This is a genomic window from Cereibacter sp. Soil_C_27, assembly GCF_057657095.1.
Genome location: NZ_JBDGJD010000001.1, coordinates 163,598 through 179,972 on the forward strand (window position 1 = coordinate 163,598; position 16,375 = coordinate 179,972).

The 16,375-nt window shown below is 71.0% G+C and carries 11 protein-coding genes; 4 read left to right on the forward strand and 7 right to left on the reverse strand.

The window, feature by feature from the left end:
• Window positions 1-22: 22 nt before the first annotated feature.
• From AC3A5Z_RS00820 to AC3A5Z_RS00830, 3 genes are read left to right on the forward strand one after another with little or no spacing between them, the layout of a single operon-like run.
• Window positions 23-3,373, forward strand: a complete 3,351-nt coding sequence (locus AC3A5Z_RS00820) for a transglutaminase family protein (RefSeq protein ID WP_487517520.1) — start codon at window positions 23-25, stop codon at window positions 3,371-3,373.
• Complete coding sequence (locus AC3A5Z_RS00825; RefSeq protein ID WP_487517521.1) at window positions 3,374-5,761, forward strand: circularly permuted type 2 ATP-grasp protein; 2,388 nt, start codon at window positions 3,374-3,376, stop codon at window positions 5,759-5,761.
• A complete protein-coding gene (locus AC3A5Z_RS00830; RefSeq protein WP_487517522.1) occupies window positions 5,761-6,639 on the forward strand; it encodes a transglutaminase family protein in 879 nt (292 codons plus the stop codon). Before AC3A5Z_RS00825 ends, AC3A5Z_RS00830 begins: the two co-directional genes overlap by 1 nt.
• Here AC3A5Z_RS00830 and AC3A5Z_RS00835 read toward each other — a convergent pair.
• The 4 genes from AC3A5Z_RS00835 to gndA form a co-directional block, all read right to left on the reverse strand.
• Entirely contained in the window at window positions 6,633-7,682 is a 1,050-nt protein-coding gene (locus AC3A5Z_RS00835; protein ID WP_487517523.1) for a lipocalin-like domain-containing protein, read from the reverse strand. The two genes, AC3A5Z_RS00830 and AC3A5Z_RS00835, sit on opposite strands and share 7 nt — an antisense overlap.
• Window positions 7,672-9,999 carry an FtsX-like permease family protein gene (locus tag AC3A5Z_RS00840; protein WP_487518606.1) on the reverse strand — a complete coding sequence of 776 codons (2,328 nt, stop codon included), beginning with the start codon at window positions 9,997-9,999 and terminating at the stop codon, window positions 7,672-7,674. Before AC3A5Z_RS00840 ends, AC3A5Z_RS00835 begins: the two co-directional genes overlap by 11 nt.
• A 59-nt stretch (window positions 10,000-10,058) precedes the next feature.
• Window positions 10,059-10,715, reverse strand: coding sequence for an ABC transporter ATP-binding protein (locus AC3A5Z_RS00845; protein ID WP_487517524.1), 657 nt, complete (start codon window positions 10,713-10,715; stop codon window positions 10,059-10,061).
• A 62-nt stretch (window positions 10,716-10,777) separates the two neighbouring features.
• Window positions 10,778-12,163 (reverse strand): NADP-dependent phosphogluconate dehydrogenase, encoded by a 1,386-nt coding sequence (gene gndA, locus AC3A5Z_RS00850; protein WP_487517525.1) that lies wholly within the window; start codon window positions 12,161-12,163, stop codon window positions 10,778-10,780.
• Window positions 12,164-12,248: 85 nt separating this feature from the next.
• On the opposite strand from gndA, the gene AC3A5Z_RS00855 reads away from it, so the two are divergent.
• Window positions 12,249-12,743 carry a gluconokinase gene (locus AC3A5Z_RS00855; RefSeq protein ID WP_487517526.1) on the forward strand — a complete coding sequence of 165 codons (495 nt, stop codon included), beginning with the start codon at window positions 12,249-12,251 and terminating at the stop codon, window positions 12,741-12,743.
• Here AC3A5Z_RS00855 and AC3A5Z_RS00860 read toward each other — a convergent pair.
• Genes AC3A5Z_RS00860 through AC3A5Z_RS00870 form a run of 3 tightly spaced genes read right to left on the reverse strand, consistent with a single transcriptional unit; the run spans window position 12,722 to window position 16,300 of the window.
• Window positions 12,722-13,792: a DUF1513 domain-containing protein gene (locus AC3A5Z_RS00860; RefSeq protein WP_487517527.1), complete on the reverse strand. Its 1,071-nt coding sequence runs from the start codon at window positions 13,790-13,792 to the stop codon at window positions 12,722-12,724. The genes AC3A5Z_RS00855 and AC3A5Z_RS00860 overlap by 22 nt on opposite strands.
• Before the next feature lies 1 nt (window position 13,793).
• A complete protein-coding gene (locus tag AC3A5Z_RS00865) occupies window positions 13,794-14,771 on the reverse strand; it encodes an imelysin family protein (protein ID WP_487517528.1) in 978 nt (325 codons plus the stop codon).
• Entirely contained in the window at window positions 14,771-16,300 is a 1,530-nt protein-coding gene (locus AC3A5Z_RS00870) for a di-heme oxidoreductase family protein (protein WP_487517529.1), read from the reverse strand. The genes AC3A5Z_RS00865 and AC3A5Z_RS00870 overlap by 1 nt, the downstream gene beginning before the upstream one ends.
• Window positions 16,301-16,375 lie beyond the last annotated feature (75 nt).

Consider the following 16,375-nt stretch of genomic DNA (forward strand, 5'->3'; position numbering starts at 1 on the left):
CCGAACCGAGACGAAAAAAACCATGTCGATCAAGGCCAGCATCCACCATCTGACCCATTATCGCTACGATCGGCCCGTCATCCTCGGCCCGCAGATCATCCGCTTGCGCCCTGCGCCGCATTCACGGACGAGGGTGATCTCGCATTCGCTCAAGGTCAGTCCGGGCGGGCATTTCGAGAACCACCAGCAGGACCCTTACGGCAACTGGCTGGCCCGCTTCGTCTTTCCCGAGCCGGTGACCGAGTTCAAGATCGAGGTCGATCTGGTCGCCGACATGACAGTCTACAACCCGTTCGACTTCTTCGTCGAGGAGTCGGCGGAGCACTGGCCTTTCGAGTATCCCGAAGACATCCGCCCGGATCTGGTGATCTACAGCCAGCCCGAACCGGCGGGGCCGCGGCTGCAGGCGTTTCTCGACTCGATCCCGCGCCAGCGGATGCGGACGGTGGATTTCGTCGTCGGGCTGAATGCACGCATCGCCAACGAGATCGCCTATGTCATCCGCATGGAGCCCGGGGTCTATTCGCCGGAGGAGATCTTCGAGGCCGGGCGCGGGTCGTGCCGGGATTCGAGCTGGCTGCTGGTGCAGGTGCTGCGCCATCTGGGCTTTGCCGCGCGATTCGTCTCGGGCTACCTGATCCAGCTGAAGCCCGACCTGAAATCGCTCGACGGGCCCTCGGGCACCGAGAACGACTTCACTGACCTGCATGCCTGGACGGAGGTCTATCTGCCCGGCGCGGGCTGGATCGGGCTGGATGCCACCTCGGGCCTCTTGACCGGCGAGAGCCATATCCCGCTGGCCGCGACGCCGCATTACCGCAACGCCGCCCCCATCGCCGGGATGGCGAGCTATGCCGAGGTGGATTTCGCCTTTGACATGCAGGTGCGCCGCGTGGCCGAGCATCCGCGCATCACCAAGCCCTTCTCGGACGACGCCTGGCAGGAGCTGAACGCGCTGGGCCACAAGGTCGATGCCGCGCTGGCCGAGGGCGATGTGCGGCTGACCATGGGGGGCGAGCCCACCTTCGTGTCGATCGACGATTTCGAGGCGGGGGAGTGGAACACCGATGCCGTCGGCCCGACCAAGCGGGTGCTGGCCGACCAGCTGATCCGCCGGTTGCGCGACCGTTTCGCGCCGGGCGGCTTCCTGCATTACGGGCAGGGCAAGTGGTATCCGGGCGAGACGCTGCCGCGCTGGACCTTCTCGCTCTACTGGCGCGGCGACGGCAAGCCCCTGTGGAGCGACCCGGCGCTGGTGGCGGGCGAAAGCGCGCAGACCGGGGCTGGGCCTGCCGAGGCGGCGGCGCTGCTGCAGGGCATCGCCACGCAGCTGGGGGTCGAGGGCGATCTGGTGGTGCCCGCCTATGAGGACCCGGGCGAATGGCTGCTGAAGGAAGGCAAGCTTCCGGAGAACGTGACGCCGGAGAATTCGCAGCTGAAGGACCCCGAGGAACGCTACCGGATGGCCAAGGTGTTCGAGCGCGGGCTGACCGAGCCTTCGGGCTTCGTGCTGCCGGTGCAGCGCTGGCAGAGCCAGGTCGCCAACAAGCCGCGCTGGCGGTCGGAGCGCTGGAAGCTGCGGCGCAACCACCTGTTCCTCGTGCCCGGCGACAGCCCCGTAGGCTACCGCCTGCCGCTGGGCGCGCTGCCCTATGTGCCGCCCTCGCGCTATCCCTATACCAACACCGTCGATCCCACCGTGCCGCGCGGCCCTCTGCCCGATCTTCCGCCCGCCCCCAGCCTGACCCCCGCCAGCGCGGCCGCGCCGCCGGATGGCCCGCAGTCGATCGCGCATTTCACCGCCTCCGAGCCGGTGCAGGAGCGGGTGGAGCAGATCATCGGCTCCGGCGACGACGCGGTGCGCACGGCGCTTTCGGTCGAGCCGCGCGATGGCAGGCTTTGCGTCTTCATGCCGCCGGTCGAGGCTGTCGAGGACTATCTGGAGCTGGTGGCCGCCGCCGAGGCCGCAGCGAAGGAGCTGGGCCTGCCGGTGCATATCGAGGGCTACGCCCCGCCGCATGACCCGCGGCTGAACGTGATCCGCGTCGCGCCCGATCCGGGGGTGATCGAGGTGAACGTGCATCCCGCAACGAGCTGGGACGACTGCGTGGCCATCACCAACGCCGTCTACGAGGAGGCGCGGCAGACCCGGCTCGGCGCCGACAAGTTCATGATCGACGGCAAGCATTGCGGCACTGGCGGCGGCAACCATGTGGTCGTCGGTGGGGCGACCCCGAACGACTCGCCCTTCCTGCGCCGCCCGGACCTGCTGCGCAGCCTGATCCTGCACTGGAACCGGCACCCCTCGCTTTCCTACCTGTTCTCGGGCCTGTTCATCGGCCCCACGTCACAGGCGCCCCGGATCGACGAGGCGCGGCACGACAGCCTCTACGAGCTGGAAATCGCGCTGGCGCAGATCCCCGGGCCGTCGGACGAGCGGCCCTTCCCCTGGCTGCCCGACCGTCTGCTGCGCAACATCCTGACCGATGTCACCGGCAACACCCACCGGGCCGAGATCTGCATCGACAAGATGTATTCGCCCGACGGCCCCACCGGGCGGCTCGGTCTTGTCGAGTTCCGCGGCTTCGAGATGCCGCCGGACCCGCGCATGAGCCTCGCGCAGCAGCTCCTGATCCGCGCGATGATCGCCCGGATGTGGACCAACCCCATCGGCGGCGAGCTGACGCGCTGGGGCACGGTGCTGCATGACCGCTTCATGCTGCCGCATTTCGTCTGGGCCGATTTCCGCGACGTGCTGGCCGATCTGGGCGCGCATGGCTTCCCGCTGCGGTCGGACTGGTTCGAGGCGCAGCAGGAGTTCCGCTTCCCCTTCTGCGGCGAGGTCGAGTACGAGGGCGTGCATCTGGAACTGCGGCAGGCGCTGGAGCCCTGGCATGTGCTGGGCGAGACCGGGGCCATCGGCGGCACGGTGCGCTATACCGACAGCTCGACCGAGCGGCTGCAGGTGAAGCTCACCACCACCGATCCGGCGCGCTACATTGTCGCCTGCAACGGCCGTCCGCTGCCGCTCCAGCCGGCGGGGACGGGCGGGGTGGCGGTGGCCGGGGTGCGCTACAAGGCGTGGCAACCCTCCGCCGCGCTGCATCCCAGCCTGCCGGTGAATGCGCCGCTGACCTTCGACATCTACGACCGCTGGTCGGGCCGGTCGCTGGGCGGCTGCGTCTATCACGTCGCCCATCCGGGCGGGCGGAACTACGAGACCTTCCCGGTGAACGGCAACGAGGCCGAGGCGCGGCGGCTTGCGCGATTCACCCCGCACGGGCATACCCCGGGGCAGTTCAGCGTCCCGCCGGAGCAGCCGCACCGCGAGTTTCCGCTGACCCTCGATCTCAGGAGGCCTGCAGGGCTCTAGATGGACAGAAAGGCGCGCCACGCTCCCGGTCTGCCTTCGGTGCTGGACGGATATCACACCCTGCCGGGCGTGTCGGATGAGCTCCTCGACCCACAGGGCGAGGTGCGCCCGGTCTGGCGCGCCTTCCTGAAGCATTTCGCGGCGCTCGCGCCCGAGGAGGTGACCCGCCGCTTCGCGCGGGGCGACCAGTATCTGCGCGATGCAGGCGTGTTCTTCCGCCAGTATTCCGCCGAGGGCTCGACCGAGCGGGCCTGGCCCCTGAGCCATATCCCGGTGCTGATCGAGGAGGCCGAATGGGCCACGCTTACCGCCGGGCTGGTGCAGCGGGCGGCGCTGATGGAAGCCTTGATGGCCGATCTCTACGGCCCGAACCGGCTGGTGGCCGAGGGCGTGCTGCCGCCTTCGCTGGTGGCGGGCAATCCGGAATGGCTGCGGGCGCTGGTCGATGTCGCGCCGCGCGGCGGGCATCATCTGCATTTCCTCGCCTTCGAGATCGGGCGCGGGCCGGATGGCACATGGTGGGTGCTGGGCGACCGGGCGCAGGCGCCGTCCGGCGCGGGTTTCGCGCTGGAGAACCGGGTAGCGGTGGCGCGGGTCTTCTCCGACCTCTATGCCGAGGCGCATGTGCACCGGCTTGCCGGGTTCTTCCGCACCTTCCGGGACGCGCTTCTGGGGCTGCGGGCCGATCCCGACAGCCGCGTGGGCATCCTGACGCCGGGGCCGCTGAACGAGACCTACTACGAACACGCCTATATCGCCCGCTACCTCGGCTTCATGCTGCTGCAGGGCGAGGATCTGACGGTGGTGGATGGCGCGCTGATGGTGCGCACCGTCGCCGGGCTGAAGCCGATCTCGGTGCTCTGGCGCCGGCTCGACGGCGCCTATGCCGACCCCTTGGAACTGGAGGGCGCCTCGCGGCTGGGCACGCCAGGCTTCGTCTCGGCGCTGCGCCACGGTTCGGCAACGGTGGTCAACGGGCTCGGATCAGGCGTGCTGGAGACCCGGGCCTTCCTCGCCTTCATGCCGCGCATCGCCAAGGCTCTGTTGGGCGAGGATCTGATCCTGCCCAATATCGCGACATGGTGGTGCGGGCAGGCGAAGGAGCGGGCGCATGTTGCCGCCCATCCGGAGCGCATGATCATCAGCCCCGCGCTGTCCACCCGGCAGCCCCTGGAGGACGATCTGGCGGCGCTGGCCGAGGGGCAGGTGCCCGACGGCGATCTGGCGGGCTGGCTGGAGCGCGAGGGCCGGACCCTCGTCGGGCAGGAGTCGGTGAAGCTCTCGACCACGCCCGCCCATATCGACGGCGCGCTGGTGCCGCGGCCGATGAGCCTGCGCGTCTTCCTCGCCCGCACGCCCGAGGGCTGGCAGGTGATGCCCGGCGGCTTTGCCCGGATCGGCCGCACCAGCGATCCCAAGGCCATCGCCATGCAGCGCGGCGGGGCGGCGGCGGATGTCTGGATCGTCAGCTCCGGCGCGGTGGAGCCCGCGACGATGATCCCGGCGCAGGGCCCCTATGTGCGGGCCGAGCTGGGCGCGCTGCCCTCGCGCTCGGCCGACAACCTCTACTGGCTCGGCCGCTATGTCGAGCGGACCGAGGGCATCATGCGGCTGGTGCGGGCGCATCACACGCGGATGGCCGAGACCGGAGACCCCAAGGGGCCGCTGCTGGCGGCGCTGGCGCCGCTGTTCAAGGGGCAGGGGGTGGACCCGGAGCAGGGCATCCCCAAGGGGCTGATCTCCACGCTCGGCAATGCAGTGGCCAGCGCCGGGCAGGTGCGTGACCGTTTCTCGCCGGATGGCTGGTCGGCGCTGGCCGATCTCGACAAATCCACCCGCCGCCTGGCCGAGCGGGTGCAGCCGGGCGACGATGCGGCGCGGGCGATCACCACGCTCTTGCGCAAGCTCACCGGCTTTTCGGGGCTGATCCACGAGAACATGTATCGCTTCATGGGCTGGCGCTTTCTGGAGCTGGGGCGCTTCATCGAGCGCGCCGCCGGGATGTCCTCGGTGCTGGCGACGCTGGCCGACCCCTGGGCGCCGGAGGGGGCGCTGGATCTGGCGGTGGAGTTCGGCGATTCCGTCATGTCGCACCGTCGGCGCTACACGGTCTCCACCACGCGCGAGACGGTGATCGACCTTCTGGCGCTGGACAGCAGGAACCCGCGCGCGATCCAGTTCCAGCTCGACGGCATCCGCGATCAGGTGGCGCTCCTGCCACGGGCGCAGGTGGCGGGGCAGCTCTCGGACCTGTCGCGCGCCGTGCTGCGCTGCCACACCAACCTCGCGACCGAGCGGGCGGAACGGCTGGACACCGACGCGCTCTGGCGGCTGCGCAGCGAGATCTGGGGCATCTCCGACCTTCTGACCGAAACCTATTTGCGCTGATGCAGTATCACATCCGCCTCGCCGTCACCTATCACTACGCCCGCCCGGCGACCGGGGGGCGGCATCTGTTGCGGCTGCTGCCGCTGCATCTGCCCGGTGTGCAGGAGGTGTCGCAGGCCGCCATCGCCATCAGCCCGCGGCCGGCCGATCGGGGGGAGTTCGCGGATTTCTTCGGCAACCGGACGGTCGAGGTGGCGCTGACCAGCGATCATTCCGACATCGCCTTCACCGCGACAGCGAAGGTAGACCGCTGCTTTCCCGGCTATGGTGAAGACAATTCCATCCCGCTCGGGGAACTGGAGGCGGCTCTCACCGCCTGCCGCAGCCTGAAGGGCGACGCGCCGCACCACTTCCTCGCCGCCTCGCCGCGCATCCATCCGGTGGGCGAGATCACCGCCTATGCCCGCGAGGCGACCGAAGGGGCGCCGACCACCCGCGCCGCGGTCGAGGCGCTGGGCCGGGCGCTGCACCGCGACATGACCTTCGACGGCAGCGCCACCACGGTCGACACCCCGCCTGCCGAGGCTTTCGCGCATCGACACGGCGTCTGTCAGGATTTCGCCCAGATCATGATCGCCGGGCTGCGCGGGCTGGGTATCCCCGCCGCCTATGTCTCTGGCTTCCTGCGCACCACGCCGCCGCCGGGCCGCCCGCGTCTGGAAGGCGCCGATGCCATGCATGCGTGGGTCCGGGCCTGGTGCGGCAAGGCGCAGGGCTGGGTGGAGTTCGACCCGACCAACGACTGCCTGATCGGCACCGATCACATCGTCGTCGCCCATGGCCGGGATTACGGCGATGTTGCCCCGGTCTCCGGCATTCTGCGCGGGCCGGGCAAGCAGAAGACCCGGCATGCGGTGGATGTGATCCCGGTTCAGTAGCCGGTCATCTCCAGATAGCCACGCCCGGAATGGCTGCCCGAGATGCGGATCGGCCCTTCCCAATAGGGCAGGCTGGTCGTCATCCAGGCCTGATCGTTCATCGCCGCCACCGTCACGTCGAGCCCCCTTGCCGGCAGCGTCACGCGCCAGTCGACCGGCACGTCGCGCCCGGCGACGCGCGCCTCGCGCAGCGGCGTCACCTGCAGCGCGCCCGGCGGCATCGGCGTCGGCGTGCCATCCGCCGCGATCCAGGTGGCGCTGGTATAGCCCGCCCCGCCGTCGCGCAGCCGGAAACCCATCAGCCGCGCGCCATCGTCGAACATCAGCGAGAACCAGTCCCACCCGGTCTGATCCGCGGCCAGGGGCTGCGAAGACCACTCGCGGTCGAGCCATGCCTTGCCGGTGACCGCCATCGGCGCGCCCGCCACGCGGATGCTGCCCTCCACCTCGTAGAACGGCTGCGAGTAGTAGTTGCTCGCCTGACCCGCTGCCGATTTCACCGAATAGCCGCCCTCGCCCTGCGGCACCAGGGGCCCGGTGGCGCGGAGCGCAAGATCGTAGCCGAAGCCCTCGCCACTGGCCGTGACCCGCAGGGCCGAGAGCGCATCGCCCTCGGTGGCGGTCCCCAACATCTGCCAGTCGTCGATCCAGGCCTCGAAGGGCGCCGCCGTCACCCCCGCCTGCCCGATGCCGCCGCGCGCCAGTTTCTCGGCGACGTGATGCGTGTCGGGCGTGGTCAGCGCGGCATGGGCGAGCCAGAGCTGCGGGCTCTGCCAGCCCTCGCGCTCCTCGGGGGCTAGGGCCGAGCGGAACAGCGTCCATTGCGCGCCATAGTCGCGGCCGTCCTCGCCGGTCAGGGTGGCGGTCAGATACCACCATTCGATCCGGTAGGCCGGATGCGCGCCGTGATCGGCGGGAAACTCGAAGCCCCGGCCCGGCTCGGGCACGGCAAAACCCTCGACCTCGGCCCCAAGCCCGGCGAAGCCCTGTGCATGCAACGGCGAGGCCAGAAGGCCAATCAGGGCAAGATACCTAACGTTCATTCGCAAAAACCCGCAAGAGGTCCGACGGCGCCAGCCGCGCCAGCCTGCGCACCGGAATGGCGGCAGCGATGGCGGCCGCCAGCAGGGCCAGCGCGCCCAGCCTCAGCCATTCCGCCGGGAAGAGATGCATCGGCAGCCGCCAGCCGAAAGCCTCGACATTCACAACGGCCAGCAGCACCCAGGCCAGCGCCAGCCCCAGAGGCAGCGCCGCCAGCATCGTGACCGCCGCCAGCAGCAGCGTGCGCAGCAGGTCGAGCCGCGCCAGCCGCGCCTTGGTCAGCCCCATGGCCCAGACCGGCGCCAGCTGCGGCAGGCGCATCCCGGAGAGCGTCATCAGGCTGGCGAACATCGCCAGCCCCGCCACGCCCAGCGTCAGCACGTTGAGCGCCGCGGTCACCGCAAAGGTGCGCTCGAAGATCGCCAGCGAGAAGCCCTTGATGCTGGCCTGATCCACCAGCCCGGTCTCGCCCAGCCCGAAGCGCTGCCGCATCTCCTCGGCCAGATCCGCCGCCTGCTCCGGCGCCACACGCAGGCCGTAGCGCAGCCGCGACACCTCGGGATGCAGCGCCAGCAGCCGGTCGGTGGAAACGATCACCTGCGCCTCGGGGTTGCCGTAGTCGCTGTAGATCCCGGCGATCTCGCCCCGCCATTCGGGAAGCACCAGCGGATCGCCGGGCGCAAGCCCCTCGCGCCGGGCCAGCTGCTCGTTCACCAGCGCCGCATCGCCCGAGGCCACGCGGTCCCAGACGTCGGGCAGCGCCTGAAGCAGCGGCCAGTGATCGCGGTAGGTGGCGTGGTCGGTGACGCCGTAAAGTTCCGCCGGCTGCCCCAGAACCTCGGTCCCGGCGCTGAAGATCGGCAGGATCGCATCGGTGCGGGGCTCCAGCCAGGCCACCATCTCGGCGGCCTCCGCCTCGCTGCGCGCGGTCAGGTAGAGTTCCGCCGCCAGCCGCTGGTCGAGCCAGCCGGTGAAGGTCAGCCGGAAGCTCGACACCATGGTGCCCACGCCGATATTCGCGGCCAAGGCCAGCAGCAGTGCCATCAGCGCCAAGGACAGGCCCGGCAGCTGTTGCCGCGTGTCGGCCCAGAACCATTGCGCCAGCACCCCGCGCGCCAGCCGCTCGCCCGCCCACATCCCGGCCCAGAGCAGCACCGGCAGCAGCAGCGCCGCGCCAAGAAGCAGCCCGGTCAGCACCCCGAACCCGGCCACCAGCCCATGCCCGCCCAGCATCAGTCCCAGCGCCACGGCCAGCAGCGCGAGCCCGCCCCCCGCCTGCCAGCGCAGCGCCCGTTCCGAGGCCCGCGCCCAGGCTCTCGGCTGCGCGGGGGCCAGCAGCGGCAGGCGCCAGACCCGCCACAGGCTCTGCGCCGCCGAGACCAGCGTGCCCAGCACCGCGATGCCGAGCCCGGCCAGCCACCAGCCGGGCCGCAGGCTCAGCACCCCCGGCACCTCGGCGCCGTAGAGCCCGCGCAGGGTCGCCGCCACATCGGGCAGCAGCAGCGCGGCCACCCCGTAGCCCAGGGCCACGCCGATCATCCCGGCGACCAGCGCCAGCAGCATCAGCTCGCCCAGCAAGAGCCCGGTCAGCATCCGCCCCGAGAGGCCGAGCGCCCGCAGGGTGCGGAACACCGGGCGGCGCTGCTCGAAGGCAAGGCCGATGGCGGAATGCACGATGAAGAGCCCCACCGCGAAAGCGAGCAGCCCGAAGGCCGTGAGGTTCAGGTGGAAGCTGTCAGTCAGCCGCGCCAGCTCCGATCCGTCCTGCGGCGCCTGCAGCACCAGCCCCAGCGCCGGGTCGAGCGGAGGCTGCGGCGAGCCGGGATGCACCAGCAGATGCGACACCGTCGGCCCGCTGCCCAGGAGCCGCTGCGCCTGCCCGATGTCGGTCAGCGCCGTGCCGGGCGGCAGGCTCTCCGACAGGCGCAGCGGCGGCAGCTCCGCGCCTTCGATCCGCGTTTGCGTCTCGGCGTTCACATAGAGCAGCCCCGGCGGGGTGAGGAAGGGCAGCAGCGCATCGCCCTCGCCGAACTCCACCTGCTGCGCCTCCACCGGCAGGCTCAGCGGGTCGATGCCGATCAGCCGCAGGCTGCGCCGCCCCACCGTCAGCCGCCCCTCGACCACCGGCGAGACCAACCAGCCCGCCCGTCGCAGCGTGACATAGACCTCCTGCGGGATCGGACGGTCGGCCACCAGCCGCGACAGCTGGTCCTGCCCCAGCGTCTCGGCGGCGCGGGCGTAGCTGGCGCGGGCCTCGGCATTGATCGCCTGCACCCCGGACCAGAGCGCCGTGGCCAGCGACAGGCCCAAGAGCAGCATGGCGAACTGCAGCGGGCTGCGCCGCCAATGCGACAGCAGCGCCCCGAGCCCGGCGTGGATCACGTGACGCGCCCCGAGGCCAGATGCAGCCGCCCGCCCAGCCGGTCGGCCAGCCGCATCGAATGGGTGACCATCAGCAGCGCCGCCCCAGTCTGCGCCACCAGCCGCAGCAACAGCGCCATCACCGCATCGCCGGTCGCCTCGTCGAGATTGCCGGTCGGCTCGTCGGCCAGCACCAGCTTGGGCCGTGCCGCCAGCGTCCGCCCGATCGCCACGCGCTGCTGCTGCCCGCCCGATAGCTGTTCGGGGTAGCGGCGCAGCATCGGCTCCAGCCCCAGCACCTGCGCGAGTTCCGCCTGCCAAGCCGGATCGTGCCGTCCCGAGAGCCGGGCCTGAAAGGCGAGGTTCGCCGCCACGTCGAGCGAGGGGATCAGGTTGAACTGCTGGAACACCAGCCCCACCGTGCCGCGCCTCAGCGCCGCCCGCGCCGCATCGCCCGCCTGCGCGATATCCTGCCCGTCGATCAGGATCTGCCCGGCATCGGCCTTGTCGAGCCCCGCCACCAGATGCAGCAAGGTGCTCTTGCCGCTGCCGGATTCCCCGGTCAGCGCAAGGCTCTGCCCGACATCGAGCGTCATGCCGATGCCATGCAGCACCGTCAGCGGGCCTTCACCGGTGGGATAGGACTTCTCGACGCCCGACAGGCTCAACAACATCACAGCTCTTTCATCTTGGCTCAAATACGCCGGGGGTGCAGGGGCTCGCCCCCGCTCCGCCGTCAGCCATGCGCCCAAGGCCCATGCCTGCCGGGAGCCCCGTCGAGCCGCTCGAAGCCATGCGCGCCGAAGAAATCCCGCTGCGCCTGGATCATGTTGGCGGTCGAGCGCGCGGTGCGCATCATGTCGAACCAAGCGAGTCCCGCCGACAGCGCGGGCAGCGGCAGGCCGCTCCGGGCGCATTCGGCCACGGTTTCGCGCAGGTCGCCCTGCGTGCCGCAGAGCCGGTCGATGAACAGGGGCGCCAGCACCAGGTTGCGGCCTGGGTCTTCCTGCAGCGCGGTCGCCATGTCGTTGAGCATGGTCGAGCGGATGATGCAGCCCGCGCGCCAGACCTTGGCGATCTCGGGCATCGGCAGGTCCCAGCCGAACTGCGCCGAGGCCTCGGTCATCATGGCGAAGCCCTGCGCGTAGCAGAGGATCTTGCCGGCGATCAGCGCCCGCTCCAGCCCCTCTAGGCTCAGCGAGCCGGGCAGGCGGCGCGGGGCGCAGCCGAACAGCGCCTCGCCCGCGCGGCGCTCCTCCAGCCGGGCCGAGACGTTGCGCGCCATCACCGCCGCCTCGATCACCGGGATCGGCGCCGCCAGATGCTGCGCCTCGATCGCGGTCCAGCGCCCGGTGCCCTTCTGCCCGGCCTTGTCGAGGATCACGTCGAGCATCGGTGCGCCATCGGCATCAACCGCCGCCGCGACCTCGCCCGCGATCTCGATCAGGTAGGATTGCAGCGGGCCGCGGTTCCACTGCCGGAAAGCCTCGGCGATCTGCGCGGCACTCATCCCGAGCCCGTCGCGCATCACGCCGTAGATCTCGGCGATCATCTGCATGTCGGCATATTCGATGCCGTTGTGCACCGCCTTGACGAAATGCCCCGCCCCGCCGGCGCCCATCCATGTGGCGCAGGGCTGGCCCTCGGCCGAGGCCGCGATGGCGGTCAGCACCGGGGCGATGCGGTCCCAGTCGGCCGAGGCGCCGCCGCCCATGATCGAGGGCCCGTGCCGCGCGCCCTCCTCGCCGCCCGAGATGCCGATGCCCATGAAGCCGCCCGCCTTGGCGCGGCGCTGGGTGTCATGGAAGTTCGCATTTCCCGCGTCGATTATCAGGTCGCCCTCGTCGAGCAGCGGGCGCAGCGCCGCAATCTGGTCGTCGACCACCGGCCCGGCGGGCACCATGAGGATGATGGCCCGCGGTCGGGCGATGGCCTGCACCAGCGCCTCCAGCGTCTCGGTCGGGGTGATCCGCGCGGCCAGCTCGCCCGCCCCGGCGTGGAAGTCGCGCGTCACCTCGGTCGTGCGGTTCCAGACGGCGATGTCGAAGCCCTTCTCGGCGATGTTCAGCGCCAGCGACGCACCCATGGTTCCAAGGCCGATCAGGCCGATCTCTGCGCTCACTGTGCCGCTCCTTCTTTTCCGTGCCGTCCCCCCGTATATAAACCGCTCCTGCGCCGCGGCTACAGGCGCAACACGGAGGATGGCGATGCGCTTGGTGTTGATGGGGGTGGCAGGCAGCGGCAAGACCAGCGTCGGGCAGGCGCTGGCGGCGCGGATCGGCATCGCCTACCGCGACGGCGACGACCTGCATCCTCCCGGCAACATCGCCAGAATGGCGCGGGGCGAGCCGCTCACCGATGAGGATCGCTGGCCCTGGCTCGCGCGCGTCGGGCAGGCGCTGGCGGCGGAAGAGGCGCTGATCCTCGGCTGCTCGGCGCTGAAGCGGGCCTACCGTGACCGCATCCGCGACGCGGCGGGCGAGGTGATCTTCGTGCATCTCTCCGGCAGCCGGCGGGTGATCGCCGCGCAGATGCGGGCGCGCGAGGGGCATTTCATGCCTGCCTCGCTGCTCGAAAGCCAGTTCGCCGCGCTGGAGCCGCCGGGGCCCGACGAGGCCGCGGTGACGGTGGATATCGACCAGCCGGTCGAGGCGGTGGTCAGCGACATCCTCCGCGGGCTTCAGGCGATGCGGACGAGGTGATTGTCCCAGGCCGCGGCGGTGGTCTGCAGCGGCCGCATCCCTGCATCGGTCAGATGGCTCACCGCGCCGCCGCCATCGGTGACGATGAAGCCGCCGCCCGCCGCCGCCGCGACGCCGCAGGCATCCTGCCGCGGATGGGTGGCCAGCGGCGTGCCGTCGCCCGCGAACAGCTGCACCACGCTGCCCCGGGGCGAGGTCAGCGCCAGCCGCTCGCCCGCCGCGTCGATGGCGATCGATCCGGCATAGCCCTTCATCGCATAGGCCTCGGTCTCGGCTGGCGGGCAGAGCCGCGCCGGACTGCCGCGCCGGTGCAGGCCCAGCAGCGGCACGGGGTCGGCGGGGTCGCCCTCCCACTGCATCGCGAAGGCCACCGTGCCATCCTCGGCCAGGGCCAGATGCCGGATGGAGTTCTGTGCATACTCCGCCTCCAGCTCGACCTGCTCCAGCAGTTTGCCCTCCGGCGAAAGGTAGCTCAGGTTCGGGCGCATCGCATCGAGGTTCAGCTTGCTGCGGTCCTCGGGGTCGGTCCTGATCCCGCCATTCGCCACCACCAGAAGCTCGCTGCCCGGTAGCCGCCGCAGCTCATGCGGGCCGATGCCGCCCGAGGCGAATTCGCCGATCCGCAGATAGCTCCGCGTGTCCCAGAGCCCGATCCGCCCCTCGCTGGTCTCGGCCACCACCTCCGAGGTGTAGAGCCGGCTGCCATCCTGCGAGAAGGCGCCATGGCCGTTGAACTGCCGCCCCTCCGGCGGGGTCAGCCGCGCCAGCACCGTGCCCGAGGCGCAGCCGATCACCAGCGCATAGGTGCCGGGGCGGCGGGCGAAGGCCACCACCTCGGGGCGCAACGGATGGGCAGCGGCGGCATGGCCGCGCGCGGGCAGCGGGATGGCGAAGAGCGGCGCGCCCTCGGCGCTCAGCCCGTGCAGCGCGAAGGCGCCGGTTGCATCCCTTGCGGCGGCGACGAAGGTCGGGCTGCCGGCATCGGCCCAGCTGAGCCGGGGCAGGGCCGAGGCCAGAAGTCCGGCAAGCACATGTCGGCGCGTCGCCATCTCAATCTCCATCCGCTGCGTTGAAGCCAGTCGACACGCCGAGTGCGGCGCCCACGTCCGTCGTCACCGTGTCGCGCAGGGCATGGATGCGCTGCTTCAGGATCTCCACCTTCAGCCGGCCTTGCACATCCGCCACCCCGGCCAACGCGGGATCGTCGAGCTCCGCCGCCAGCCGTTCGGCGGCCTCAAAACCCGCCTCGGTCTGCGGGCTGTCGGGGGCCAGCGCCAGCGCAAGCCGCTCCAGCGCCGCGAGCGACAGCTGCACGTTGCGCAGCGACCGCTCCGACAGCCGCGCCTCGGCGCGTTCCGGGCGGGGGCGGTCGAAGGTGCCCAGAGGACGCCCGAGCCGCTGGTCGGCAGTGAATTCGAGCCCGGCCATCAGTTGCGTGAACAGCGCCTGCCGCGCCTCGGTCTCGGTCAGGAAGCGCGCATTCTCGGGCTGCCCCGCCGTCAGGAGCAGCGGTGCGAACTCCGCCCAGCCCGCCTCGATCTCTCCCGCCAGCCGCGCGAGGTCGGCAGCGGTGGCGCGGGTCAGCGCGCAGGCATAGTCGCCGGTCAGCGCCGGATCGTAGAGCAGCCGCTCCAGTGCGAAGAGCCCGCGCGCGGCGATGGAAACCTCGGCAAAAGCCGCGGGATCCTCGACCGCCGGGTCTTCGGCGGCGATCATCCGCGCCATGGTCTTGGCCCCGCTGCCCTTCGGGTCGGGCCAGAAGGCAATGGCGAGGCTGCGGCCGCCCTCTTCGGCAGGGCCGAAGCGCAGGTGGCTGACCGCCATCCAGGCGTCGAAGGCGGCGTGATAGGCCGGACGCAGCGCCTCAGGGCGGCAGTCGGCCTCGGCGGCGGTTTCCAGCGCCCGCGCGGCCTCGGTGAAGCCCGCATAGCCGGGCAGGATCACCTGTTCCACCGCCGTGGCCACATCGGCGCGGGCGGGCAGGGCGAGCAGCGCCAGCGCGGCGGCGGCACGGAGCAGGGTCAGCATCACAGGCTCTCCAGATAGGCGATCAGCGCGTCGCGGTCGGGTTTCGGCAGTGAGATGACGCGCTGCCGCGCCGCCTCCGCCTCGCCGCCATGCCAGAGCAGGGCTTCGAGCAGGGTGCGCGCCCGGCCGTCGTGCAGGAAGTGGCTGTGGCCGCTGACCTGTTCGGTCAGCCCGATGCCCCAGAGCGGCGGCGTGCGCCACTCGCGCCCGTCGGCCCGCGCCTCGGGGCGGTTGTCGGCCAGCCCTTCGCCCATGTCGTGCAACAGCATGTCGGTATGCGGCCAGATCAGCTGGAAGCTCTGCTCCGGCTGGCTCTCCAGCCGGTGGGTCACGAATTTCGGGCGGTGGCAGGCGGCGCAGCCGCTGTCGTGGAACAGCTGCTTGCCGCGCAGCACCTGCGGATCGTCCAGCCCGCGACGCTCCGGCACGGCGAGGTTGCGGGCGTAGAAGGCCACCAGATCGAGCCCCGCGGCGTCCACCTCCAGCCCGTCGCGCACCCCGGGCTCGGCCCCGGTCGGCGCGGCGAGGCAGGCGGTCTGCGCCTCGGTGCATTCACCGGAATGCGCCGGGAACAGCGGGTTGGAGATGCCCATGTCGCCGGCAAAGGCCGCCGCCGACTGCTGCTTGATCGTCGGCGCCCCCGCCTTGAGCCCGAAGCGGCCCAGCATCGGCGCGTTGCGTTCGACCGACCAGACGATGTTCGGCCGGCCCGAGATACCGTCGCCATCGGCATCCTCGGGGTCGGCCAGCGCGAAGATGTCCGCCGCCGGGATCGCCTCCAACAGCCCCAGCCCGATCATCTGCGGCGTCAGCCGCGGCGACAGCATCGTATCGGGCGCCAGCGGGCCATAGCCGAGATCCGCCACGCCATAGCTCGGCGCGCGCAGCGAGACCACCGCGCCATCGGCCAAGGTCACCGGCTGTTCTACATAGCTGATCGCCATCCGCCCTTCGGCGGCATGGCCGGGCACGGCGAAATCCTGCAACTGCGCGCCATAGGTCGGTTCGGGCAGTGCGGTCAGATAGTCCTCGATCCCTTCCGGCGCGACGCCTCCCGGCACCGAGAGCCGCAGGAACATCGACACCGCCGCATCCTCCGGCCCCTCCGGCGCATGGCCGCGCCCGTCCTTCACATGGCAGTTCTGGCAACCCCGCGCGTTGTAGAGCGGCCCCAGCCCGTCGGAGGCCAGCGTCGAGGAGGGCGCGGCGACCCAGAGCTTGCGGAACAGCCCGTTGCCCAGCTTGAAATCCATCTCGCGCTCGAAGGGCATGTTGCCCGAGCTCTGCGAAAAGGCGTCGGCCGTCGTCCGGGCGCGCACGCTGGCGGCGCCGCCGGGCAGCGCCTCGAAGGCTTCGGGCTTGGTGAAATCGGTCGGCGGCGCGGTGATCGCGGCGATCCGCGCGGTCTCGGCGGCGGTGCGCGGCACCACGGCCAGCTCCGGCGGGTCGAGAAGCTGCGCGCGCACAGGCGAGGCCAGCGAAAGGGCGATCAGCAGGGGGGCAAGGCAGGGGGGCGGCAGAGACGGCATGGAACGAGTCCTTTCGCCGCAGATGTCGCGCCATTTCCCGAGTCTTTCAATCGGAAAATGGCGCGACCCGTTGCC

Coding starts and splice junctions, on each gene's coding strand:
- AC3A5Z_RS00820 (WP_487517520.1), top strand. CDS start 23: ATGTCGATCAAGGCCAGCATCCACCATCTGACCCATTATCGCTACGAT.
- AC3A5Z_RS00825 (WP_487517521.1), top strand. CDS start 3,374: ATGGACAGAAAGGCGCGCCACGCTCCCGGTCTGCCTTCGGTGCTGGAC.
- AC3A5Z_RS00830 (WP_487517522.1), top strand. CDS start 5,761: ATGCAGTATCACATCCGCCTCGCCGTCACCTATCACTACGCCCGCCCG.
- AC3A5Z_RS00835 (WP_487517523.1), bottom strand. CDS start 7,682: ATGAACGTTAGGTATCTTGCCCTGATTGGCCTTCTGGCCTCGCCGTTG.
- AC3A5Z_RS00840 (WP_487518606.1), bottom strand. CDS start 9,999: ATGCTGCTCTTGGGCCTGTCGCTGGCCACGGCGCTCTGGTCCGGGGTG.
- AC3A5Z_RS00845 (WP_487517524.1), bottom strand. CDS start 10,715: ATGTTGTTGAGCCTGTCGGGCGTCGAGAAGTCCTATCCCACCGGTGAA.
- AC3A5Z_RS00855 (WP_487517526.1), top strand. CDS start 12,249: ATGCGCTTGGTGTTGATGGGGGTGGCAGGCAGCGGCAAGACCAGCGTC.
- AC3A5Z_RS00860 (WP_487517527.1), bottom strand. CDS start 13,792: ATGGCGACGCGCCGACATGTGCTTGCCGGACTTCTGGCCTCGGCCCTG.
- AC3A5Z_RS00865 (WP_487517528.1), bottom strand. CDS start 14,771: ATGCTGACCCTGCTCCGTGCCGCCGCCGCGCTGGCGCTGCTCGCCCTG.
- AC3A5Z_RS00870 (WP_487517529.1), bottom strand. CDS start 16,300: ATGCCGTCTCTGCCGCCCCCCTGCCTTGCCCCCCTGCTGATCGCCCTT.